Raw genomic sequence first — 23,016 nt, 5'->3', positions numbered from 1 at the left:
CCCTGCGGGCTGCGCGCTCAGAGCTCGTCGTAGACCCCGACCAGGCCGCGAAGGACGGTCGTGACGGTCTCGACCTCCCCGGTGTCCAGGCCGTCGGTCAGCCGCTCCAGTGACTCCATCAGCGACTCGGTGCGCAGCCGGTGCCGCTCGCGCCCGGCCGGGGTGAGGGCGACCAGGGTGGAGCGGCGGTCGTGTTCCGGCCGCTCGCGGGTGACGTAGCCGGCCTCCTCCAGGCCGTTGACCAGCTGGGTGGTGGCGGCCGGGGTGGTCTCGGTGCCCGCCGCCAGCCGGCTGACCGGCAGCGGGCCTTCGTCGGCGAGCACCCGCAGGGCCCGGGCGTGGGTGAGCGAGAGTGCGCCGCGGGAGCGGGTGGCCCGCCCGCGCAGGCGGGCGTCGGCCGCGCTGAGGCTGTAGGCGGCGCGGGCCAGCCCGTCCAGGGCGAGGGCGCGGGTGGCGTCCTCGGCGGTCTGCTCCGGCATGGTCGCTTCTCCTTCTCCGGTGGTGGGGGGTTCTCCGGTGGCGGTTGACAAACAGGATAAGCATAAGGACTTAATGATTAAGTACTTAGTCATCCCGCCGAACGGAGCGTACCCGTCATGACCATGCGATCGACCGGGCAGAGCTGGGCCCTCGACCTCGCCCTCGCCCAGGGCGGCTTCGACGCGCTGCACCCGCAGGCCAAGGGCACGATGGAGCAGCTCGGCCACGACCACACCGACTTCGACAAGGTCTTCGCCCTGGTCCGCAGTGGCGCCATGCTGCCCAAGGCGTGGGCGACCGTGGCCGGCCAGGCCGAGGAGCGGGCCGCCCACCACGAGCGGGGCGGGTACCCCCGCACCGCCGCCGACCTCTATCTGCGGGCCGCCGTCATGTGGGGCCGGGCGCAGTACTCCCTCTTCGACGCGGCGGACCCGCGCAAGCGCGCCTTCCGGGAGCGGGCCGACCACTGTGTCGCCAGGCTCGGCGAGCTGCGCGGCCGCCGGGTGCGCCGGGTCGTCCTGGACTTCGAGGGCCGGCACATACACGCCCTGCTGCACCTGCCGGCCGGCGTGGTCGAGGGGGTGCCGGCGGTCATCCTCGGCCCGGGGATGGACATGATCAAGGAGGACTACATCCATGCCGCCGAGCGCTACTACACCTCGCGCGGCGTGGTCGCCCTCTCGATCGAGGGGCCCGGCCAGGGCGAGTCCCGGGCCGGCGGGCTCACCGTCGACCTCACCAACTACGAGCGCGCGATCAGCCGCTACCTCGACCACCTGGTCGGTCTGCCCGAGGTCGACCCCGAGCGGATCGGCATGTTCGGCATCAGCATGAGCGGCTACTGGGGGATGCGGGCCGCGGCCGCCGACCCCCGGCTCGCGGCGCTCGCCAGTTTCGAGGGGGTCAGCGGCGACTTCCGCACGATCTTCGACCGGGCGCAGCCCAGCTTCAAGAACAACTACATGTTCATGGCCGGCTACACCGACGAGGAGGCCTTCGACCGCGAGCTCGCTGCCCGGATGCCGCTCGGCGACCTCGTCGCGGACATCACCTGCCCGGTCCTCGTGGGAATCGGCGAGTTCGACGAACTCACGCAGCTGGAGCAGGCGATGGCGACGTACGAGCGGATCCGTGCCCCGAAGGAGCTGCGGGTCTACGAGAACGAGTTCCACCCGCTGGGCGGCGTCGCGGCCGAGGTCTTCCGCTTCGGCGCGGAGTGGCTGGAGCGGGCCCTCGACGGCGAACTGCGCGAGCCCGGGCGCGATGTGCGGCACTACGTGCACGCCGACGGCCGGACGACGGACGGCACCGCCGCCCCGGCCTGGTGGCTCGGCACCGATCCGGTCGGTGCTGCGTGACCAGGTGGCCGTGTGGCCGTGTGACCGCGTGGCCGTGTGCCCCGGTGACCGGGTGACCGCTCGGGTCGCGCCAGGCGGGGTGGCGGGGTGCCGCCCCGTCCGGCGCGGCCCGGTTGTCTGTACAACTTTTCGGTCGGTTCACCTTCGGGACCGGATCCGGACTCCTCCCGGCCACCTCGCGGCACCAGCCTGGCCGCATGAGAGTCATCGTCGTAGGAGCAGGCGTGCTCGGCACCATGCACGCCTGGCAGGCCGTCGAACGCGGCCACGAGGTCGTCCACCTGGAGCGCGAGGCCGAGGCGCGCGGCGCCTCCGTGCGCAACTTCGGGCTGGTCTGGGTCAGCGGCCGCGCGGGCGGCGAGGAGCTGGACACCGCGCTGCGCGCCCGCAACCTGTGGGAGCGGATCGGCGCACAGGTGCCCGACCTCGGCTTCCGGGCCAACGGCTCGCTCACCGCGATCCGCACCGAGGCCGAACTCGCCGTCGCCGAGCAGGCGTTGACCCTGCCCGACGCCGCCGCACGCGGCTACCGGCTGCTCGACGAGGGCGAGAGCCGGGCCGCCAACCCCGCGCTGCGCGGCAAGTTGCTCGGCGCCCTGTGGTGCGAGCGGGACGCCGCCGTCGAGCCCCGCACCGCCCAGCCCGCCCTGCGCGCCGCCCTGCTGGCCAGCGGCCGGTACACCTTCCTGGCGGGGCGCGAGGTCCGCGAGGTGATCGGCGAGAACGCCGTCCGCGACGACCACGGCGACATCCATACCGGCGACCTCGTCGTGCTCTGCACCGGCGCCTGGCTGGGTGGCCTGGTGCGCGAGCTGGCGCCTCAACTCCCCGTCCGACGCGTCCGGTTGCAGATGATGCAGACCGACCCGCTGGGCGAGACGCTGACCACCTCGGTCGCCGACGGCGACAGCTTCCGCTACTACCCCGCCTTCGCGGGCGGTGCACTGGATCAGCTCGGGGCCGCACAGCCGCAGCCGCCCGTCGCCGCCGAACACAAGATGCAGCTGCTGATGGTCCAGCGCCGCGACGGCGGCCTCACCATCGGCGACACCCACGAGTACCACCAGCCGTTCGGCTTCGACGTCGTCGAGGACCCGTACGACCACCTGGTCGGCGTGGCCGAGGAGTTGCTCAGCCGCCCGCTGCCCAGGGTCCGCCGCCGCTGGGCCGGCGTGTACGCGCAGTGCGTCGACACCACCCGCGTCGTCCACCGCGAGAAGGTCCGCGACGCCGTCTGGCTGGTCACCGGCCCCGGCGGCCGCGGCATGACCTGCTCGCCGGCCATCGCCGAGAAGACCGCCGAACTCGCCAACCTGTAAGGAAAGTTGAACATGTCTTCCGACATCCGTCTGGTCGTCCTCGACATGGCCGGCACCACCGTCGCCGACGACGGCCTGGTCGAGCAGGCCTTCCGGGCCGCCGCCGGCTCCCTCGGCGTCGAGGGTGGCAGCCCCGAGCACGCCCGCATGCTGGACCACGTCCGGGCCACCATGGGCGAGTCCAAGATCTCCGTCTTCCGGCACCTGTTCGGGGCGGAGGACAAGGCCCAGGCCGCCAACGCCGCCTTCGAGGCCGCCTACCACGACCTGGTCGACGCCGGCCACTGCACCGCCCTGCCCGGCGCGGCCGAGGCGATCGCCGAACTCCGCGGCCAGGGCCGGAAGGTCGTCCTCACCACCGGCTTCTCCCGCGCCACCCAGGACCGGATCCTGCGCGCGCTCGGCTGGGAGGCCGTCGCCGACCTCACCCTCTGCCCCGCCGAGGCCGGCCGCGGCCGCCCCTACCCGGACCTGGCCCTCACCGCACTGCTGCGCACCGGCACCGACTCCGTCCGGCAGATCGCCGTCGCCGGGGACACCGGCTACGACATGCTGACCGGCTCCCGGGCCGGCGCCTCGGTGGTGGCCGGCGTCCTCACCGGTGCCCACGACGAGGCCCGCCTGCGCGCCGACGGGGCGACGCACGTGCTCAAGTCCGTCGCCGAGCTGCCGGGGCTGCTGGCCCGGGGCTGAACGGCGGCCGGCCTCGGCGCCCCGGCCTGCGAGGGCTCCCCCGGGAGTCGGCAGCGCCGGGTGGACGCCGGATCGATCCCGGTGATCGCGGACGGACGAGGCGTCGGGGCTGCGCTGGCCCTGCGCCGTCGGCCGCGGACGGTCCGGGAGTACGGCGAGTTCCTCCTCGCGGACAACGGCCGGTTGTCGGGGCGGTAGCCCGTCCGGAGCGGGGAGTCGGGCAGGTCGACCCTCCCCTCCTGGGCGGCCGTCCCCCGCTCGGCGGGGCGTGCTGGATCCGACGCGGTCGCTGGTGGGGTGAGGACTGTCTCTAGACGCAGATCCAGCAGTAGAGACGGTGCCCCCGGCCGGCTGCGCGGCGGGCGAGGGCGGCGAGCCGGCGGAGGAAGACCGCGAGGTGGTCCGGCTCGGCCGGGTCGGCGAAGGCGTCGGAGCCGGACCATGCCACGGCGATGCCGGCCAGAGACCCGTCGTCGGGAGCGGCGAGCGCGTCCCGGAGGGTGTCGGCCAGGGTGACGGCGACGACCTCGCCGTCGCCGACCATCGCGAGCAGCCGGGTGTGCCGGGGGTCCGCGCGGGCCTCGTCGGGTGAGCGGCCGGTGAGGAGTGCTTCGGCGGGCAGCAGGTTGACCATCGGGTCCACGCCTTTGACCACGAAGCCGTCGTAACCGACGCCGAACGCTTCGTTGTCGTCGCGCTCGATCGCCCCTGCCGCTGCCCGGTCGTCGGCGGCGGCGTAGTAGCCGAAGAGAACTCCCATACGGCCGATGCTCCCACCGGTCACCGACAGCGGAGTGGGAAGTCGGGCGGGCCGACTTCCCACTCCGTGGCTCACGGGCTCAGTGCAGGGTGCCCGCGTAGCGCTGGGTGAAGCGGGTGCCGGTCGGGGCGGTGACGGTGACGTCGTAGCGGGACTGGTCGAGCGGGTAGGTGACGGTGGTGGTGGACGAGGGGCCGACGCGGACGGTCTGGGGGGTGCCCGCGTAGTCGTTGGGCGTGAGGGTGAAGGTGAGGGCGGTCCGGCCGGTGTTGGCCAGGGTGAAGGTGAGCGCCGATGCGCCGGGGGCGGCGGTGACGATGGGGACGGCGATGTCGTCCTGGTCGGCGCGGACGACGGTGCCGGCGAAGCGGCGGACGAAGCCGTCGGGGCCGTGGACGGTGAAGTCGTAGCGACCGTCGGTCGTCGAGGCGTCCCAGGTGTAGGTGCGTGCGGCGCCGGGGGCGACGGTGAACGGCGTGCCCGCGAAGGCGTACACGATGTTGGGGTAGACCGTGTACGGGAAGGCCACCGTGCCCGAGTTGGCCAGGGTGCAGGTGATCAGGCCGCTCGTGCGGTCGACGGTGAGGTCCGCCCACGGCCGGTACGGCAGCCGCCGGTGCGGGCGGGGACCGGGCTCCTGGACGGGCATCGACTGGGCGCCGGCGGCCGGCAGGGCGACACCCGGCAGCTTGGCGCCCGCGTCGGCCTTGGCCATCAGGGCGACGGTGTCGGGCAGCGACGGGATCGAGTAGTCGGGGGCGGTGAAGTCGAAGCAGCTGGTGAGGTCGCCGCAGACGGCCCGCCGCCACGCGGAGATGTTGGGCTCGGCGACACCGGTGACCTGCTCCATGAACCGCAGCACCGAAGTGTGGTCGAACACCTGGGAGTTGACGTACCCGCCGCGCGACCAGGGCGAGGCGACCCAGAGCGGCACCCGGTTGCCGAGGCCGATCGCCCGCCCCTGGGTGTACTCCTCGGGCGTGCCCGGTTCGGGGGTGGGCGGGACCATGTGGTCGAAGTAGCCGTCGTTCTCGTCGTACATCACCAGGAACACCGTGTGCTGCCAGACCGCCGGGTTCGACATCAGCGACTGGAGCGCGGTGTTGACCCAGTGCGCGCCGTAGTCCGGGCTGGCGCTGGGGTGTTCGCTGAACAGGTACGGCGCGACCAGCCAGGAGATGGTCGGCAGGGTGCCGTCCTTGCAGTGGGCGTCGAACGCGGCCGGGTCGAACCTGGTCATCGCGTTGACGTAACGCGGGTCGGTGGTGGGGAAGTTGTGGAACTGCTTGAAGTAGGAGAGGGCGTTGTCGTCGTAGTCGCCCGTCCGGTCGTCCTTGCTCGGGTTGTGGTAGACGCGCCAGCTCACACCGGCTGCCTGGAGGCGCTCGGCGTAGGTCGTCCAGTCGGCGACCGGGTTGTCCGTCACCGGGGTGTTGTCGATCCACGGGCCGGTGGTGCCGTCCCGGCCGGGACCGGCGGTACCCGTCCAGAGGTAGAGCCGGTTGGGGTCGGTCGGGCCCGCCAGCGAGCAGAAGTAGGCGTCGCAGAGGGTGAACGCGTCGGCCAGCGCGTACTGGTAGGGGATGTCGGCGCGGGTGAAGTACCCCATCGTGCGCTCGCCCTTGGCGGCGATCCACTTGTTCATCGCGCCGTTGTTGATCGCCTGGTGGCCGGTGGCCCAGTCGTGGGCGAGGCCGCCCGCGTTCTGCGCGTTGTACTTGGAGGTGTCCATGCGGTACGGCAGCATCACGCCGCCGTCGCTGCGCCCGGCGTCGGGCTGGCGGAACACGTCCGTCCCGTCCGGGAACTGGAGCGCCTGCTTGTCGCCGAAGCCGCGGACGCCGTTGAGGGTGCCGAAGTAGTGGTCGAAGCTGCGGTTCTCCTGCATGAGGACGACGACGTGCTTGACGTCGGCGATGCTGCCGGTCGAAGTGGCGGCTCGGGCGGCGGTGGCGGGGAGGCCGGTGAGCACGGCGGCGCCGGCGGCCGCGGTGGCGCCGACGAAGGTACGGCGGGAGAGTTCGGGCATCGCGAACAGGCCTCTCAGAGCTGGAAGGTGGCGACGGCGGCGGCGCAGTCCGAGGGCCAGCCGTTGCCGGCGGCGTTCGGCTCGGGCTGCGGCCAGCCGGTGGCGAGGGTGTGGGCCTCGACCGTCGTGAGCGGGCCGGCGAAGTGGACGGCGGCGATGCGGTCCTGCGGTTCCGGCTTGGTCCCGCGCTGCTTGCGGGTCGGCGACCAGGTGTTGCCCGGTGCGGCCACCGGGTCGGGGTGGGCGTGCCGGTAGGAGTCGGCCAGGCCGGCGTCTTGGAGGGCCACCGTGACGGACCAGCCGAGCGGGCCGACCCCGTTGTGGGAGGCGGCGGTGGCGGCCGTCCAGTCGAGGTGCGACGGCGAGGCGAGGTCGGCACCGAGGACGACGGCCCGCCCGGCGGTGACGTCCGCCTGGACGGCGGCGGCGAGCGCCTTGGCCTGCCGGCCGCGGGTGGAGGCGGTCTCGGCGGCCTCCACCTGGGCGGCGCTCCGGCCGTCCTGGACGGCGTACGGGCCGTAGTCGGCCTCGTCCAGGTGGGCGGCCCAGAAGCGGACGGCGCGGCCGCCAGGAAGCTGGAGGGTGGCCCCGGCGGCGGGCAGCGAGGCGGTGACGGCCGTGACGGCGGTCAGCGGGTACCGGCTCAGGATGCCCACGCTGCCGGCGCTCTGGTAGGCGTACCAGCCGAGGGCGCCGGCCAGGCTCTGGGCGGCCGTCCCGGCGGTCTCCTGGAGCGCCAGCACGTCCAGGCCCTGGGCGAGGATGACGCGCAGCTGCTTCTCCGGCGCGTCGGTGAAGGCGGCGCCCGCCTCGGCGAGGTTCCAGCTCGCCACCTTCAGGCGCAGCGGGCCGGCCGGATCGGTCACCGGGACGGTGAGCGTGAGGGCGTCGGTGACTCCGGCGGTGTCCTTGACGCCGACGAGGAGCTGAACCTCGCCGGTGGTCGTGGGCGCGGTGCCGGTCACCGTGCCGTCGGCGGCCACCGAGAGCCAGGACGGCCCGCTGACCTTGCGGAAGGTCGGCATGCCCGCCGCCCGGCACCAGAGGCCGCCGAGCCTGACGGAGACGGCGGCGCCGGGCGCGACGGCCGTCGCGGTGAGCGCGTCCACGGCCAGGTGCGGGCGGACGGGCGCGGGCTTCGGGCGGAAGGTGAACGGCGCGGTCTGGGCGAGGATGCCGTAGCCGTCCTTGGCCAGCAGGTAGGCGGTGTACGGGCCGCCGGTGAGCGCGGAGGTGTCGAGCTGGATGTCGCCGGAGGAGCCGGGGGTGTACTTCCACAGCAGCGAGCTGCCGGTGCCGGGCTGGCGGGTGCCGTCGTAGATGCCGACCCAGTTCTTGGCGTCGGGAGCGTCGGTCGTCCAGTGAAAGGTGAGCTTGTCGCCTTCGGTGGGGCTGGCGGGCGAGGCGAGGGTGAGGGAGCTGCCTGTGGCCACGAGGGTCCTTCGGGTCGGGGAGAGCGGCTAGTTGGCTGAACAACTAGACGCCTATTGACCCGAAGGGCGACATACTCCGTGTGAACGAGGCATGACCGGACGCCAGAAGGATGGACAACTCACCGTTGAGTCTTGGTCGTTGACGAACAGCGTGGTCGCTCGGGCGAGAGCCTGGTCGGCCTGGACGGTGCCGGCACGGAGATGCCCGGCAGTTCCGGGCCGCCGTCCGATCGATAACCGCACGGTTATCGCGACGGTGGCGTAGTGGCCATTGATGCGGCCTCGCGTGCACGGGAAGCTTGATCCGCCGGAGGATCGGCTGGTCACCGGCCCTGTGGGGCCGTCGGGCCGGTCCGCCGTGGGCAGTTGTGAGTTGTGAACCACCGCCGGATCCGACTACGGGACCGGCGGCGAACGGGAGGGTACGAAGATGGCTGAGCTGGACGGCAGAACCGCTCTGGTGACGGGCGGATCGCGCGGGATCGGGCGGGCGGTCGCGCTGCGGCTTGCCGCCGAGGGCGCGCTGGTCGCGGTGCACTTCGGCGGCAACGAGGCTGCCGCCAAGGAGACCGTGGCGCGGATCGAGGCCGCGGGTGGCCGGGCGTTCGCCGTGCAGGCCCGGTTCGGGGAGAGCGGCGCGGTGGACCGGCTGTTCGAGGGGCTGACCGCGGGGCTGGCGGAGCACGGTGCGGACGGCCTGGACATCCTGGTCAACAACGCGGGCATCAGCTCCGGCAGTTCGATCGGGCAGGTCACCGAGGAGGAGTTCACGCGGCTGCTGGCGGTCAACGTGAGCACGCCGTTCTTCGTGATCCAGAGGGCGCTGGCGCTGTTGAACGACGGCGGGCGGATCATCAACATGGGGTCGACGGCCAGCCGGTTCGCCGTCTCCACGCAGATCGGGTACACCGTCACCAAGGCGGCGCTGGAGTCGATGGGCCCCTCGCTCGCCAACGAGCTGGGCCGGCGGGGGATCACGGTCAACACGGTCGCGCCCGGTGCGGTGCGGACCGACATGACCGCGGCGTACACCGGGATTCCCGAGGTGGTCGCGGGCCTGGAGTCGATCACCGCGCTGGGCCGGCTCGGCGAGCCGGAGGACGTCGCCGACGTCGTGGGCTTCCTGGCGGGCCCGCAGGGGCGTTGGGTGACCGGTCAGACGGTCGACGTCTCGGGCGGCACCTACCTCGGCCCGATCGCGCCCTGACCCGAGGCCGGTAGGGGCACGGACGACAGTGCGCGCCGGGCGGTGCCGGCACCGCCCGGCGCGCACTGTCGTCCGACCTCCAGGGCCACGGGACCGATGCGTCACCGGGGGCACACCCCGAGCAGCCGGGCCACCGCTTGACTCTCGGGTGACCCGAGAAGCCTGGAGCTCGCCCGGCCGATCGAGGACCGTCCGCCGGATGACCGCGGCAACGCCGGAGCGGGAAGCCGGACCGGCCGGCCTCCCGCTCCGGGCGGGGCTCAGAAGGGGACGACCTCGTGCGGCCGCCGCGGGTCCACGCCGGGCATCGCCGTCGCCACCGCCTTCTCGAACTCGGCCTCGGTGCAGGCCTGGAACAACGGGAGGAAGATCGGGCTGGAGCCCAGCGGCCACACGGCACCGGTGCGCTTGAGCACGATGATCGGGCCGTTGCCCCAGGTCATCGCGGACTCGTCGCCGTCGAGGTACGCATCCGGCTGGGTGTCGACCGAGTACGCGAAGCCGCGGTCGGCGATCCGCCGCTCGGGGCGTTGCCACCCGTACCGCGTCTCCAGCCACGTGGCGAGGGTCTCGATGGTCAGCATGTCCGAATGCTCGCACACCCGGCGCGGCTCAGTGGCTGCCCCTCAGGTTGAGCACCACCACGCCGACGATGATCAGGGCCAGGCCCAGCCACTGCAGCCGGCCCAGGGACTCGCCGAAGGCGACGACACCTATGCCCGCCACGGCGGCCGTCCCCGCGCCCGACCACACCGCGTACGCGACCGACACCGGGATGTGCTTCAGCGCCCTGCCCAGGAGCGCGAAGGAGAGCACGTAGCCGACGGCGACGCCGATGCTCGGCCACAGGCGGCTGAATCCCTCGGTGAGTTTGAGGGCGCTGGTGGCGCAGACCTCACTGACGATGGCGAGGGCGAGCAGAAGATAGGCCATGGCCGGTCAAACCGCCGGCTCGGCGCCGAGCTTCCCGAGCAGGGCGAGGTCGGCGCGGACCAGACTGTCCAGCAGGGTGATCCGGGAGCCGTCGGGGATCGCCACGTTGCTGGACGGCACGGCGAGGACCGCGCAGCCCGCGGCGGCCGCCGAGGCGACGCCGGTCGGGGTGTCCTCGACGGCGACGCAGACCGCCGGGTCCAGGCCGAGCCGTTCGGCGGCGGCGAGGTAGGGGTCGGGCGCGGGCTTGGTACGCGGGGTGTCCTCGGCGGCCAGCGTCACGGCGAACCAGTCGCGGCCGATGGTGCCCAGCACCAGGTCGACCACCCGGCGCGGCGAGGCGGAGACGAGCGCGGTGGGCACCTGGGCGTCCCGTAGCTCGGCGAGCAGGGCCAGGGCGCCCGGCCGCGGGACAGTGGAAGCGGCCACCTTGCCGGCGAAGGACTCGCCGAGGCGGTCGGCGAGTTCGGCCTCGCTCAGCGTTGTGCCGCTGACCTTGTGCAGGTGGGCGGCGGTGTGCTCGACGGCCTGGCCGAGCACCTCGGGGGCGTCCTGGTCGGTGAGTGAGTGGTGCAGCTCGTCGGCGAGTTCGGCGGCGGCCTCCCACCAGAGGTGTTCGGTGTCGACCAGGGTGCCGTCCATGTCGAAGAGGACGGCGGCGGGCAGGGCGGATGCAGGCATGGCGGTACCTTCGGTGGTTCCTAGGAGATGGTGCTTCAGACGGTACGGCGGTCCACCAGGACCGGCCGCTCCGGCAGGGTGAGCGCGGCGCGCGAGCCGATCGGCAGGGCGGCGGCGGCCTCGGTCGGCAGGTCGGCCTTGACGTCGGTGCCGTCGTCGAGGCGGACGGTGAGCCGGGTGACGGCGCCCAGGAACGAGGCGGAGACCACGAGGGCGGGGCCGGCCACGGAAGGGGCCAGCAGCACGTTCTCGGGGCGGACCAGCACGTCCAGCGAACCGTCGGCGGGCGCGGCACCGTCCACCGCGTGCCGGCGGCCGAGCACCTCGACGCCGTCCCCGCTCCGGACGCACGGGATGCGGCTCATGGTGCCGACGAACTCGGCGACGAAGGCGGTGGCCGGGCGGGCATACAGCTCGGACGGGGTGGCGCACTGCTCCAGGCGGCCGGCGCGCAGTACCGCGACCCGGTCGGCCATCGAGAGCGCCTCCTCCTGGTCGTGGGTGACGAACAGGGTGGTGATCCCCAACTCCTGCTGGAGACGGCGGATCTCCTCGCGCAGCGACAGGCGGACCTTGGCGTCCAGTGCGGAGAGCGGCTCGTCGAGCAGCAGCACGCGCGGCTGCAACGCCAGGGCCCGGGCGAGCGCGATGCGCTGCTGCTGGCCGCCGGACATCTGGTGCGGGTAGCGGTCGGCGTGCAGCGGCAGGCCTACGAGTTCGAGCAACTCCTGTGCACGGCGCCGCCGTTCGGCCTTGCCGGTGCCGCGCATGCGCATCCCGAAGGCGACGTTGTCGGCGGCGGTGAGGTGCGGGAAGAGGCTGTACGACTGGAACACCATGCCCGCGTCGCGCTTGTGGGCGGGGATCGCGGTGATGTCCCGGCCGTCCACCAGCACCTGGCCGGAGTCGTGCTGCTCGAAGCCGGCCAGGATGCGCAGCGCGGTGGTCTTGCCGCAGCCGGAGGGGCCGAGCAGGGCGAGGAGCTCACCCGGGTGGACGGTCAGGTCGAGGCCGTCCAGCGCGGTGGTGGCGCCGAACGAGCGGCGCAGCGTGCGGAATTCGACGGTCGCGCTGCCGGGTGCGAGGGGGACGCCGGTGGGCGGGGCGGTAACCGTGGTCATGGTGGGTAACTCCGGGGGTTTCAGGAGGTGGTGGTCTTGTGCCGGCGCTCGCGGCCGACGGTGGCCAGCAGGAGCAGCAGCAGCCAGGTGATCAGCAGGCTCAGGATGGAGACCGCGACCGACATGTGGGCCTGGCTGTTGCCGACCGAGTAGATCCACACCGGGAAGGGCTGGTAGCCCAGGATCGAGGCGGCGGTGAACTCGCCGAGTACCAGCGCCAGGGTCAGGAAGGAGGCGTTCAGCAGCGCGCCGCGCAGGTTGGGCAGCACCACGGTGAACACCGCGCGCGGCCAGCTCGCGCCGCAGTTGCGGGCGGCCTCGACCAGGGTGCGCACGTCCACGGCGCGCAGGCCCGCGTCCAGTGCCCGGTAGGCGAGCGGGAGCGACATCAGCACGTAGGCGATGACCAGGACCAGCGGGAAGTCCGGGTCCTGGACGAACACGAAGGTCTGGAAGAACGGCGTGTCCGTCAGGTAGTCCGGGCCCCAGCGGAGCACGCCGATCAGGCCGGCGGTCAGCGCGACCGGCGGGACGACCAGCGGCAGGGTGCAGAGCACGTCGATCACCGGGCGCAGCTTCGGCACGCCGAGCCGGACGGCGATCAGCGCCGGCACCAGCAGGAGCAGCAGCACCAGGACGGTGACGACGGCCAGTTCGAGGGTGAGCCAGAGGCTGTCCAGGAAGCCGGGGGCGCCCAGCAGGCCGGTGTACGCCTCGAAGGAGAAGCCCTTCGGGTCGTCGACCGAGAAGTACCCGGCGGCGGCCAGCGGCACGACGAAGTAGACACCGGCGAGCAGCAGGACGGCGCCGCGCCACCAACGCACCGGGCGGCGCGGTGACTTGGTACGGGCGGAGGTCAGCTGAGCCATCGGGCACTCCGGCGCTGGAGGGGGAGGTACACGGCCATCACCAGGACGGCCACCACGATCATGTTGAGGCTGAGGGCGAGCGCGAGGTTGCCCTGGCCGACCAGCACGTTGCCGGAGAGCGCGTCCGCGATCGAACGGCTGACCAGCGGCACGGTCGCGCCGACCATGGCGGCGGCGGTTGCGTACGCGGCGAAGGCGCTGCCGAAGAGCAGCACGAAGCCGCCGAGCAGCGAGGGCAGCAGGATCGGCAGTGCGACGTGGCGCCAGTACTGCACGGTGGTGGCCCGGTTGTTGTGGGCGGCCTCGCGCCACTGCACCCGCAGGCCGTCCAGGGCCGGGGTGATGGTGAGCACCATCAGCGGGATGAGGAAGTACAGGTAGACGATGGTCAGGCCGGTGAAGGAGTAGAGCGACCAGCCGTGGTCGGTCAGGTGGAGCAGCTTGGTGACCTCTCCCGCGTTGCCGAGGGTGGCGACGAACGCGAAGGCGAGAGGCAGGCCGCCGAAGTTGGCGAGCACGCCGGAGGCGGTCAGCACGGCCTGGCGCAGCCAGCCGTTACGGGAGGTCACCACGGCCTGGGCGATCGGCAGGCCGATCAGGGTGGCGAGCAGCGCGGTGAGCGCGGACAGCTCGAGGCTGCTGACCATCGCCGTCCGGTAGGCGCCCTGGACGGAGGCGGTGATGTTGTCGAAGGTGAACTGGCCGCCACCGCCCTCCGCGTCGGTGGAGGTGGTGAAGGCGCCGATCACGATGGCGACGGCGGGCAGGCCGAAGCCGACGAGGAAGAACAGGAAGAGCGGCACGGTGGCGAGCCAGGCGCCGCCGCGGGGGCGCCGGCGGGCGCGCCGGCCGGGGGTGGTGGTCGTGGCGGTGGCGGACGCCCCCGCGCCGCCACCGAGGTCGGTGGCGGCGGGGGTGGTCGGCACCGGGGTGGGAGCCGTGGTCATAGGTGGATCAGCCCGTTCGGGTCGCTGCGGCCGGGTGTCAGCCCGCGATGGCCTTGGTCCAGTTCTCGGTCACGACCTTCTTGGCGGCCGTGATCTGGTCCTGGGTCGGGAAGGTGGTGAACGGCTTCTCGACGGTGGGCAGCTTGGCGGCGGCCGCGGCGTCCAGGGTGCCGTCCTTCTTCAGGGCGTCGAAGGTGGCCGGGGTGGCGTAGCCGCCGAGGAAGAGGTTCTGTCCCTCGGCGCTGAACAGGTACTCCTGCCACAGGCGGGCGGCGGCCGGGTGCGGCGCCCACTTGTTGATGCCCTGGTTGTAGAACTGGGCGTAGCTGCCGTCGCTGGGGACGGAGACCTTCCAGTCGACGCCCTTGTCCTTGAACTCGTCGGTGTAGCCCGCGTTCAGGTAGGACCAGTCGATCGAGATCGGGGTCTCGCCCTTCTCGATGGTGGCCGGGGTCGACTCGACCGGGTTGAAGTTGCCGGACTGCTTCAGCTTGCCGAAGAAGTCGATGCCGGGCTGGATGTTGTCCAGCGAACCGCCGTTGGCGAGCGCGGCCGCGTAGACGCCGCCGAAGGCCGAGCCGGACTTGGTCGGGTTGCCGTTCAGCGCGACCTGGCCCTTGTACTCGGGCTTGAGCAGGTCGGTGAAGGTCTTCGGACAGTTGGCGATCTTCTTGGCGTCGCAGCCGATGGAGACGTAGCCGCCGTAGTCGTTGACGGCGGCGCCGTTCGCGTCCTTCATGGTGTCCGGCACCTTGTCGAAGGTGGCCACCTTGTAGGGGGCGAGCAGGCCGTCCTTGACCGCCTGGAGCGCGAAGGCGCTGCCCAGGTCGACCACGTCGGGGGCACGGTCCTGGCCCTTGCGGGAGGTGATCGCGTTGATCTCGTCCTGGCTGGAGCCGTCCGGGTTCTCGTCCTCGATCTCGATGCCGTACTTGGCCTTGAAAGAGTCCATGATCTTGCCGTAGTTGGCCCAGTCCTTGGGCAGCGTGATGACGTGCAGCTTGCCCTCCTTCTTGGCCGCGGCGACGAGGGCGTCGATGCCGCCGAGGTCGGCGGCCGAAGCGGCGTCCTTGGCGTCCTTGGCGCCGGCCTTGGCGGCGTCGCCGGACTTCGCGGTGGACGAACCGGCGGAGCCGCAGGCGGTGAGGGAGAGCGCGGCGGCGGTCAGTACGGCCGCGAGGGCGGCGGCGCGGGCACGGTGCACGGTCACGGGTCAGTCTCCTGATCGGGGGCGTACTGCGAGAGATGTCGAGATCGGGGGATCGGGTCGCGCGAGGGGCTCTTCTGGTCCCTGGGCCGGCTGTTCGAAACCGTCCGAGTTGACTAGCCAACTTCGCTGACGGGGGTAAGTACGCCGGAGCCCGGTGACGGGAAGGTGAACGCATGGCCCAGAACCGGAGTCGGCTGTGGGAACGGTCGAATCAGGCCATCGGGGAGTGATCAACCGGATGCGATGCTTCGAAGGCGCAGCGGGATATGGTCGGGCTGTCCGCGCCGGTACGGCTGCGCAGGACACCGCCCCAGGAGGGACTTTGACTGACGTGGCACTGGAGCCCGAACGCCCCGAGGCCCCCGCTGCCTCCGCGCCCGCGCCGGCCGGCCAGGACCGCGCCACCGGAGCGCTCTATCGCAAGGTGGCCGCCGACCTGCGCGAGGCGATCACCACCGGCAGGTACGGCGAGGCCGGCCGGCTGCCTGCCGAGGGCGCGCTGGCGGAGCAGTACGGCGTCTCGCGCGGCACCGTCCGCCAGGCGCTGGCCGTGCTCCGCTCGGACGGGCTGGTCACCTCCCGGCGCGGCACCCGGCGGGTGGTGCTCGGCACCGCCCGGGTGCAGAGCTTCTCCGAGCTGCTCAGCTTCACGCACTGGGCGTACTCGATGGGCGAGGAGCCCGGCGGCATCCTGGACTCGCTGGTCCGCCGCCCGGCCGACGCCGCCGAGCGCGAGCAACTGCGGCTGGAGCCGGGCTCCGAGGTGTACGTGACCGTCCGGCTGCGCACCCTCTCCGGCACGCCGGTGATGGTGGAGCGGACGATCTACCCGCCGAGGGTCGGCGAGATCGTCGCCCAGCTGCCGGCCGACGTGGTCTCGCACACCGAAGTCCTGCGCGAGCACGGCATCCTGTTCACCGACGCCGACCACACCATCGACGTCGTCGCCGCCAACGCGGAGGACGCCAGACTGCTCGGCTGCCGCCGCGGCGGCCCGCTGCTGCGCGAGCGGCGCCGGACCACCGACCCGACCGGCACCCCGGTGGAGTGGTCCCAGGACCGCTACCTGCCGGGCACGGTGGCGTTCAGTGTGCACAACTCGCTGGCCACGTCGGCGCTTTCGCGGCACGCCCGGGAGAGCGACTGACCTGCGGCCCGGGAGCGGGTGGAGCGGGAGGCCGGCCGGTCCGACGTCCCGCTCCACCCGTGGCCGGTGCCGGCCGGGCCGCCCGCGGCGCGCCTCAGCGCATCAGGGACGCCAGCAGCGGCCGGAAGTGCCCGAAGCCCGGGGTCGCGGCGTCCGCCTCCTTGGCCTGCTCGTCCCAGCGGCGCACCGCGACGGCGTCCTCGGCGCCCGGCAGGGCGGCGAACGCGGCGGCCTGCGCCTCGTCCATCGGGCCGCCCTGCACCCGGAGGGTGTACTCGGAGGCCTCGGAGAGCCGCTCCCGGTAGCCCGGCTCGACCGCGCACAGGTAGCGCTTGGCGGCCACGTGCAGCCGGACCGGCTCGGTGACCTCCGGCCCGAACCACCGGGCCAGCCAGTCCGCCCCCGTGTCGCTGTGCCGGTTGTCCTGCCCCTGCATCAGGTCGCGCCCGTGCAGCGCCCCCTGGAAGTGCCCCACGTCGTGCAGCAGCGCGGCCGCGACCAGGTGCGGCGCGGCCCCGGCCGCCTGCGCGAGAGCGCCGGCCTGGAGCATGTGCTCGGCCATGGTGACCGCCTCACCCAGGTACTCCCCGGCGCCCTCGCCGGCGAACAGCTCGCCGATGGCGTCCAGTGCGGCGGCGCGCCGGTGCAGCACGGCGAGGGCGGACGCCAGGGAGTCGAGGTCGGCGTAGCAGCCCTGGAGGTGGCGCGAGCCGTCCTGCTCGAAGGCGGTCCGGGCATGCAGCAGACGGACGTTGTCGAAGATCAGGCAGTCGCCCCGGTCCAGCCGGAACTCCAGGCGGAGCTGCGGCCGCAGGGTGATCGCGGCGAACCGGCGGTACGCGGCGTAGAACGCCTCCAGCTCGGCGGCGTCGCCGCGCAGGGTGCCGATCGAGCGGTTGTTGAACCGCACCTCGCGGATCCGGCCCAGCGCGTCCACCTCGATCAGCGGCCGGTCGGCGCGCAGTTCGGTGGAGCGGTCGCGGAAGACGAACGGGACGGGGGTGCGGGTGAGGACGGCGAAGTCCTCCGGCGCCTCCTCGCGCAGGATCGCCGCGGCCTTGAACCCGTCCACCAGGCCGGAGTCCCCGCCGGTCGCGGAGTTCTCCAGGCAGTGCAGCAGCTGGAGGGTGGGTACCGGGTCCCGGTAGGGGTTGTCGCTGTGCGGGGCGATCGCGACGCTGGTGAAGGCGAGGTTGTTGGGGTCGGGCTCGACCCGGACGTCGAACAGCTCGCCGTAGTTGGTGACCCGTACGTACCCGAAGGTCCCGGCCACCGCGAGCACCTGCCGCTCGACGGCCGGCACCCCGCGCAGCACCGCGAAGCCGCTGCGCCGGACGGCGCCCAGCACCGCCGCCCGCTCGGCCGGGTCGGCGAGGTAGGCCGTCCAGTCGGCCTCGGGGAGGCCGCCGGCGAAGTCCGCCGCCACCCAGAGGCGCTTTTCCGCCTCCGTCCGGCCGTCCCCCTCCTGCTCCGCGCCGAGCCACTCCAGCGGGTACCGCGACCGGTGCCCGTCCGACCAGAGCACCTCCAGGTGCCCGTCGAGCTCGGTCTGCGCGGCGACGGCGAGGTCGTCGGGCAGGTCGGTGATCTGGAACAGCTTCTGCCCGTTGCGCTGGTCCCGGCAGTCGGCGCAGGGGCAGTTGTCGCGCAGCCAGTACGGCGGCAGATCGGACATGGGTCTCCTCCTCGGCGGCGTTCACATGAAGTTGTATAGCCAACTTCACGACCAGGAGCCTGCCGGGCCCCGGTGAGAACGGGGTGTCGGGACGGTGAACCCCTCGGGAACAAGAGCCCCGAGGCGTGGCCCCCGCGTGCGGCATGGCCGTTCGGGTGACGGGAGCGGGCGGCAGCGCGTTGCGGCGCGGAGGATCTGCCGGTGCTGCGGCACTGTCGGGGTGGATTCCCCCCACGTGAGAGGCGGCCGTCCCATGGCTCACCCCAGTACCGAGGCCCCGGTTGCTTCGGGGCACACCGGACTGAAGCGCGAAGTCGGCATGATCGGGCTGCTCTGGGCCTCGGTCGGGGCGATCATCGGCTCCGGCTGGCTGTTCGGAGCGGAGAAGGCGGCGGTGGCGGCGGGGCCGGCGGCACTCATCTCGTGGGGGATCGGGGCGGTGGCGATCGTCCTCCTGGCGCTGGTCCACGCCGAGCTGGGCGGATTGTTCCCGGTGGCGGGCGGTACGGCGCGGTATCCGCACTACGCGTTCGGCGGCTTCGCGGGGATGTCGTTCGGCTGGTTCACCTGGCTGCAGGCCGCGACGATCGCGCCGATCGAGGTCCAGGCGATGATCAACTACGCCCAGCACTGGTCCTGGGCGGACGGAATGCTGAACCCGAACCAGACGCTGACCACCGAAGGGTTCTTCGTCGCGGCTGCCCTGCTCGGCGTCTTCGTGGCGATCAACTTCCTCGGTGTACGGCTCCTCGCGCACACCAACAGCGTGGCCACCGTGTGGAAGGTGGCGGTCCCGATCCTGGTGATCTTCGTCCTCGGGATCACGGAGTTCCACGGCTCCAACTTCACCGTCCACGGGTTCGCGCCGGACGGTTCCAAGGGTGTGCTCGCGGCGATCAGCACCAGCGGGGTGATCTTCGCGCTGCTCGGCTTCGAGCAGGCCATCCAGTGGGCGGGCGAGAGCCGCAACCCCCGCCGGGACATCCCGCGGGCCGTCCTCGGGTCGGTGGTGATCGGCACGGTCATCTACGTCATGCTCCAGGTGGTGTTCATCGGGGCGCTGCCGCCGGAGACCTTCGCCGGCGGCTGGACGGCGCTCGACTACCCCGGCATCAGCGGTCCGTTCGCCGGCCTCGCGACGCTGATCGGCCTCGGCTGGCTGGCCACCATCCTCTTCATCGACGCGATCATCTCGCCGGCCGGCACCGGGCTGGTCTACATCACCTCCAGCTCGCGGGTGACGTACGGCCTGAGCCGCAACGGCTACGCGCCGCAGACCCTGCAGTTCACCGACAAGCGCTCCGTGCCGTGGCTGGGCCTGATCGTCGCGTGGGTCGCCGGTGTGCTCTGCTTCCTGCCCTTCCCGAGCTGGCAGCGGCTGGTCGGCTTCATCACGTCCGCCGTCGTGCTGATGTACGCGGGCGCGCCGCTGGCCTTCGGGGTGCTGCGCAAGCGGCTGCCGACACTGGAGCGTTCGTACCACCTGCCCGGCGGCACGATCATTTCGCCGCTCGCCTTCACGGTGGCGAGTCTGATCATCTACTGGGCCGGCTGGGACACCCTGTGGCGGCTGGGCCTGGCGATCCTGATCGGTTACGTGCTGCTCGGCGGCTACTCCGCGTACGCGGTGTGGAAGGGCGTGCCGAACGCGCCCCGGATGGACTTCAAGGCGGGGCAGTGGCTGCCGGTCTACCTGGTCGGCATGGGCGTGACCTCCTGGCAGGGGTCCTTCGGCGAGGGCTCCCTGGGCAATCTGCCGCTCTGGTGGGACATGCTCGTGGTGGTGGTGTTCTCCCTGGTGATCTACTACTGGGCCCTGGCGGTCGCCCTGCCGGTGGAGGAGATCGAACGGAACATCCGCGGCGTCGAGGTGGTGGACGCCGGCGGGCACTGAGCGGAGATGCGGAGCGGCCCCCGTGTGAACGGGGCCGCTCGACGTTCCTGGGGCCCTAACCGGCGGTCGCGGTCCAGGCGGCTTCGGCCGCCGCCAGGGCCGGCGAGGCGTTCGCGCCGGTCGCCGTGGCGAGGGCGGACAGGCAGCCCCGGACGGTCTCCAGGGAGGCCGCCGGCCCGTAGTGGTTCACGCGGAGCATCGAGGCGGCCAGGGCGCCGCCGCCCGGCTGGACGGGGAGCGCGGGGTCGAGGCGGAGCAGCTCGGCGGTGAGCTCGCCCGCGTGCAGGCCGTCCGGGGTGCGCAGGGTGGTGGCGACCGGGGCGGCGTGGGCGTCCTCGGGGACGAACGGGCTGAGCGTGCCGAGCGCGCGCACGCCGGCGCGGGTGGCGGCGGAGGCGGCGCGGTGGCGGGCGATCACGGCGGGCAGGCCGTCCGCGCTGATCCGGTCCAGGCAGGCGCCGAGCGCCAGCATCTCCAACTGGGCCGGGGCGTGCGGGAGTACGGCGCGCCCGGCGTCCGTCCAGCGCTCCTTCCAGTCCAGCAGGGAGAGGTAGGAGCGGCGCGGGGCGGCCGGGTTGGCGGCGATCCGCTCCCAGGCGCGCGCGGAGACCGAGACGGCCGAGACCCCGGCCGGGCCGCCCATCGCCTTCTGGCCGCCGATCACGCACAGGTCGACGCCCCAGGCGTCGGTGAGCAGCGGTTCGGCGGCCACGGAGGCGACGGCGTCGAGCATCAGCAGCGCGCCGTGCTCGCGGACCACGGCGGCGATCTCGGCGACCGGATTGGTGTTGCCGGTGGCGGCCTCGGCGTGGACGAGGGAGACGAAGTCGATCGCCGGGTCGGCGTCCAGTGCCTCGGCGACCTGTCCGGCGGTGACCGCGCTGTCGAACGGGACGGCGAGGTCGACGACCGTCGCCCCGCAGTCGCGGAGCCAGTTGCCGAAGGTCTGCCCGTACGGGCCGGTGACGATGTTCAGCGCGGTGGAGCCCGGGTGCGCGGCGCCCCGGATCGCCGCCTCCAGCGGCAGCAGCGCCTCACCCTGGGTCACGATCACGTCGGCGGTGGTGTGCAGCAGCGCGGCCACCTGGTCCTCGATGGCCGCGAAGTCGGCGGCGCCGAGCGGGGGCAGGTCGAGGAAGGGGTGCCTCTCGATGGTGATCTCGCTTCGCGCGTTCACAGCCGGCCTTTCTGGAGCGGGGTCGTTCGGGCGGGAATGAGTCTGCCGCATCTTCGCTGCTTACACGGAGCACTCCCGTCGGTAGAGTGCGGGCCATGAGCGATGCTGCGGTGCTGCACGTCAGGGGCCGGGTGCTGGTCGGTCCGGAGGACGTCCGGGACGAACTCTGGGTGGTGGACGGCAAGGTGGCGTTCACGCGTCCGTCCGGCGCCGCCGACGTCCGGACGGTGGCCGGCTGGGTGCTGCCCGGCCTGGTGGACGCGCACTGCCACGTCGGCCTGGACGCGCACGGCGCCGTCGACGCCGCCACCAGCGAGAAACAGGCGGTCACCGACCGTGACGCCGGCACCCTGCTGATCCGCGACGCCGGCTCGGCCGCCGACACCCGCTGGATCGACGACCGCGAGGACCTGCCCCGGATCATCCGGGCCGGCCGTCACATCGCCCGCACCCGCCGCTACATCCGCAACTACGCGCACGAGATCGAGCCCGGTGACCTCGCCGCCTACGTCCGGGCCGAGGCCCGGCGCGGCGACGGCTGGGTGAAGCTGGTCGGCGACTGGATCGACCGCGAGCGCGGCGACCTCGCCGCCTGCTGGCCGGGCGACGCGCTGGCCGAGGCGATCGCGGCGGCGCACGAGGAGGGCGCGCGGGTGACGGCACACTGCTTCGCCGCTGAGTCTCTGCCGGACCTGCTGGCGGCCGGAATCGACTGCGTCGAGCACGCCACCGGGCTGACCGAGGAGCTGATCCCGGTCTTCGCCGAGCGCGGCGTCGCGATCGTCCCGACCCTGGTCAACATCGCCACCTTCCCGGCCCTGGCGGCCGGCGGTGAGAGCAAGTTCCCGGCCTGGTCCGCGCACATGCGCCGGCTGCACGAGCGCCGCTACGCCACCGTGGGCGCCGCGCACGACGCGGGCATCCCGGTCTTCGTCGGCACGGACGCGGGCGGCTCGCTCGCCCACGGCCTGGTCGCGGACGAGGTGGCCGAGCTGGTGAAGGCCGGGCTGACCCCGGCCGAGGCGCTGTCGGCGGCCAGTTGGGGCGCGCGGCGGTGGCTGGGCCGGCCGGGCCTGGAGGAGGGCGCTCCGGCCGACTTCGTGGTCTACGACGAGGACCCCCGTACCGACGTCCGGGTGCTCGCGGACCCGCGGCTCGTGGTGCTGCGCGGGCGGCGGGTGGGGTGATCGTGCGGCGGCCGGGGCGGTCGGCGGGGTGGGCTGCCGGGGCGGTCGCCCGGGCGGTCGTGGGGTGATCGTCTCCTCCGGCGCTCGAAGATCATCCGGGTGAACGCGCTGTCGGTGTAGGCCGATAGGGTGGCGACCATGGCACCGCGTCCACTGAACGAGATCGTCGAACCCGGCTGGGCCGCCGCGCTGGAGCCGGTCGCCGGGCGGGTCGCCGCCATGGGCGACTTCCTCCGCGCCGAGCTGGCCGCCGGCCGCGCGTACCTGCCCTCGGGGCCGAACGTGCTGCGCGCCTTCCAGCAGCCGCTCGCCGACGTGCGGGTGCTGATCGTCGGGCAGGACCCTTACCCGACTCCCGGCCACGCGGTGGGGCTCAGCTTCTCGGTCGGGCCCGAGGTGCGGCCGATCCCGGCCAGCCTGATCAACATCTTCCAGGAGTACGGGAACGACCTCGGCCTGCCGCAGCCGTCCACCGGGGACCTCACCCCGTGGACGCAGCAGGGCGTCCTGCTGCTGAACCGCGCGCTGACCACCGCGCCGCGCAAGCCCGCCGCCCACCGTGGCAAGGGGTGGGAGGAGGTCACCGAGCAGGCGATCCGGGCGCTGGTGGCGCGCGGCGGCCCGCTGGTGGCGATCCTCTGGGGGCGCGACGCCCGAAACCTGCGTCCGCTGCTGGGCGAGGTGCCCGCGATCGAGTCCGCGCACCCGAGCCCGTACTCGGCGAACGGCGGCTTCTTCGGCTCGCGGCCGTTCAGCCGGGCCAACGAACTGCTGGTGCGGCAGGGGGCGCAGCCGGTGGACTGGCGGCTGCCGTAACGAGCCGCGGGGCAGGCAGCTTCGGGCGTCAACCTCACTCGAACGAGTGAAATGACGTTCTGTGTGACTCGTGTGACGGA

The 23,016-nt window shown here is 72.9% G+C and carries 22 protein-coding genes; 9 read left to right on the top strand and 13 right to left on the bottom strand.

What is annotated here, in order from left to right; genetic code table 11:
• Positions 1-17 precede the first annotated feature (17 nt).
• On the bottom strand, positions 18-479 hold the full coding sequence (locus OG286_RS12290; RefSeq protein WP_396320466.1) for a MarR family winged helix-turn-helix transcriptional regulator: 462 nt from the start codon (positions 477-479) through the stop codon (positions 18-20).
• A 117-nt stretch (positions 480-596) separates the two neighbouring features.
• Between OG286_RS12290 and OG286_RS12285 the strand changes: the two genes are divergently transcribed.
• The 4 genes from OG286_RS12285 to OG286_RS12270 all read left to right on the top strand — a co-directional run bounded on the left by OG286_RS12285 (position 597) and on the right by OG286_RS12270 (position 4,048).
• Positions 597-1,838, top strand: a complete 1,242-nt coding sequence (locus tag OG286_RS12285; RefSeq protein ID WP_396320465.1) for an alpha/beta hydrolase — start codon at positions 597-599, stop codon at positions 1,836-1,838.
• A 197-nt stretch (positions 1,839-2,035) separates the two neighbouring features.
• Complete coding sequence (locus tag OG286_RS12280) at positions 2,036-3,157, top strand: TIGR03364 family FAD-dependent oxidoreductase (protein WP_405365220.1); 1,122 nt, start codon at positions 2,036-2,038, stop codon at positions 3,155-3,157.
• 12 nt (positions 3,158-3,169) lie between these two features.
• Positions 3,170-3,850: a phosphonatase-like hydrolase gene (locus OG286_RS12275; protein WP_396320463.1), complete on the top strand. Its 681-nt coding sequence runs from the start codon at positions 3,170-3,172 to the stop codon at positions 3,848-3,850.
• Positions 3,851-3,910: 60 nt separating this feature from the next.
• Positions 3,911-4,048 (top strand): hypothetical protein, encoded by a 138-nt coding sequence (locus OG286_RS12270; protein WP_405365218.1) that lies wholly within the window; start codon positions 3,911-3,913, stop codon positions 4,046-4,048.
• Between the two features lie 112 nt (positions 4,049-4,160).
• On the opposite strand, the gene OG286_RS12265 is transcribed toward OG286_RS12270, so the two are convergent.
• From OG286_RS12265 to OG286_RS12255, 3 genes are all read right to left on the bottom strand, one after another.
• Positions 4,161-4,610 (bottom strand): hypothetical protein, encoded by a 450-nt coding sequence (locus OG286_RS12265; RefSeq protein ID WP_405365216.1) that lies wholly within the window; start codon positions 4,608-4,610, stop codon positions 4,161-4,163.
• Between the two features lie 79 nt (positions 4,611-4,689).
• Positions 4,690-6,639 (bottom strand): phosphocholine-specific phospholipase C, encoded by a 1,950-nt coding sequence (locus tag OG286_RS12260; protein WP_396320461.1) that lies wholly within the window; start codon positions 6,637-6,639, stop codon positions 4,690-4,692.
• A gap of 14 nt (positions 6,640-6,653) precedes the next feature.
• On the bottom strand, positions 6,654-8,072 hold the full coding sequence (locus OG286_RS12255) for an endonuclease/exonuclease/phosphatase family protein (protein WP_405361645.1): 1,419 nt from the start codon (positions 8,070-8,072) through the stop codon (positions 6,654-6,656).
• A 430-nt stretch (positions 8,073-8,502) separates the two neighbouring features.
• On the opposite strand from OG286_RS12255, the gene OG286_RS12250 reads away from it, so the two are divergent.
• The gene (locus OG286_RS12250) at positions 8,503-9,279 is read left to right on the top strand and encodes an SDR family oxidoreductase (protein ID WP_405361647.1); all 777 of its coding nucleotides are present in this window, start codon (positions 8,503-8,505) and stop codon (positions 9,277-9,279) included.
• 260 nt (positions 9,280-9,539) lie between these two features.
• On the opposite strand, the gene OG286_RS12245 is transcribed toward OG286_RS12250, so the two are convergent.
• The 7 genes from OG286_RS12245 to OG286_RS12215 are packed head-to-tail and all read right to left on the bottom strand — an operon-like array spanning position 9,540 to position 15,040.
• Positions 9,540-9,863, bottom strand: a complete 324-nt coding sequence (locus OG286_RS12245; protein ID WP_396324248.1) for a hypothetical protein — start codon at positions 9,861-9,863, stop codon at positions 9,540-9,542.
• A gap of 28 nt (positions 9,864-9,891) precedes the next feature.
• Positions 9,892-10,212 (bottom strand): DMT family transporter, encoded by a 321-nt coding sequence (locus OG286_RS12240; protein ID WP_396324247.1) that lies wholly within the window; start codon positions 10,210-10,212, stop codon positions 9,892-9,894.
• Positions 10,213-10,218: 6 nt separating this feature from the next.
• Entirely contained in the window at positions 10,219-10,893 is a 675-nt protein-coding gene (locus OG286_RS12235) for an HAD family hydrolase (RefSeq protein WP_396324246.1), read from the bottom strand.
• A 35-nt stretch (positions 10,894-10,928) separates the two neighbouring features.
• On the bottom strand, positions 10,929-12,014 hold the full coding sequence (locus OG286_RS12230) for an ABC transporter ATP-binding protein (protein ID WP_396324245.1): 1,086 nt from the start codon (positions 12,012-12,014) through the stop codon (positions 10,929-10,931).
• A 20-nt stretch (positions 12,015-12,034) separates the two neighbouring features.
• On the bottom strand, positions 12,035-12,883 hold the full coding sequence (locus OG286_RS12225; RefSeq protein ID WP_396324244.1) for an ABC transporter permease: 849 nt from the start codon (positions 12,881-12,883) through the stop codon (positions 12,035-12,037).
• Positions 12,871-13,830 (bottom strand): ABC transporter permease, encoded by a 960-nt coding sequence (locus OG286_RS12220; RefSeq protein WP_396324243.1) that lies wholly within the window; start codon positions 13,828-13,830, stop codon positions 12,871-12,873. The genes OG286_RS12225 and OG286_RS12220 overlap by 13 nt, the downstream gene beginning before the upstream one ends.
• Before the next feature lie 37 nt (positions 13,831-13,867).
• Positions 13,868-15,040: an ABC transporter substrate-binding protein gene (locus tag OG286_RS12215; RefSeq protein ID WP_396324242.1), complete on the bottom strand. Its 1,173-nt coding sequence runs from the start codon at positions 15,038-15,040 to the stop codon at positions 13,868-13,870.
• Positions 15,041-15,371: 331 nt separating this feature from the next.
• Here OG286_RS12215 and OG286_RS12210 point away from each other — a divergent pair, with 331 nt between their 5' ends.
• Positions 15,372-16,187, top strand: a complete 816-nt coding sequence (locus OG286_RS12210) for a GntR family transcriptional regulator (protein WP_396324253.1) — start codon at positions 15,372-15,374, stop codon at positions 16,185-16,187.
• A gap of 94 nt (positions 16,188-16,281) precedes the next feature.
• On the opposite strand, the gene OG286_RS12205 is transcribed toward OG286_RS12210, so the two are convergent.
• Positions 16,282-17,862 (bottom strand): phosphonate degradation HD-domain oxygenase, encoded by a 1,581-nt coding sequence (locus OG286_RS12205; RefSeq protein ID WP_405365214.1) that lies wholly within the window; start codon positions 17,860-17,862, stop codon positions 16,282-16,284.
• Positions 17,863-18,115: 253 nt separating this feature from the next.
• Between OG286_RS12205 and OG286_RS12200 the strand changes: the two genes are divergently transcribed.
• Positions 18,116-19,756: an APC family permease gene (locus tag OG286_RS12200; RefSeq protein WP_396324240.1), complete on the top strand. Its 1,641-nt coding sequence runs from the start codon at positions 18,116-18,118 to the stop codon at positions 19,754-19,756.
• Between the two features lie 55 nt (positions 19,757-19,811).
• Here the strand turns inward: OG286_RS12200 and OG286_RS12195 are convergent, their stop codons facing one another.
• A complete protein-coding gene (locus OG286_RS12195; RefSeq protein ID WP_396324239.1) occupies positions 19,812-20,933 on the bottom strand; it encodes a pyridoxal-phosphate-dependent aminotransferase family protein in 1,122 nt (373 codons plus the stop codon).
• 95 nt (positions 20,934-21,028) lie between these two features.
• Between OG286_RS12195 and OG286_RS12190 the strand changes: the two genes are divergently transcribed.
• Together OG286_RS12190 and OG286_RS12185 are read left to right on the top strand one after the other, a co-directional pair.
• A complete protein-coding gene (locus OG286_RS12190; protein ID WP_396324238.1) occupies positions 21,029-22,120 on the top strand; it encodes an amidohydrolase family protein in 1,092 nt (363 codons plus the stop codon).
• Between the two features lie 138 nt (positions 22,121-22,258).
• Positions 22,259-22,936 carry a uracil-DNA glycosylase gene (locus tag OG286_RS12185; protein ID WP_405365212.1) on the top strand — a complete coding sequence of 226 codons (678 nt, stop codon included), beginning with the start codon at positions 22,259-22,261 and terminating at the stop codon, positions 22,934-22,936.
• Positions 22,937-23,016: the final 80 nt, after the last annotated feature.

This window comes from Kitasatospora sp. NBC_00039, from assembly GCF_045160625.1.
Taxonomy (GTDB): Bacteria; Actinomycetota; Actinomycetes; order Streptomycetales; family Streptomycetaceae; genus Kitasatospora.
Note: the sequence above shows the minus strand (reverse complement) of the source record. Positions and strands in the feature narration are given on the sequence as shown.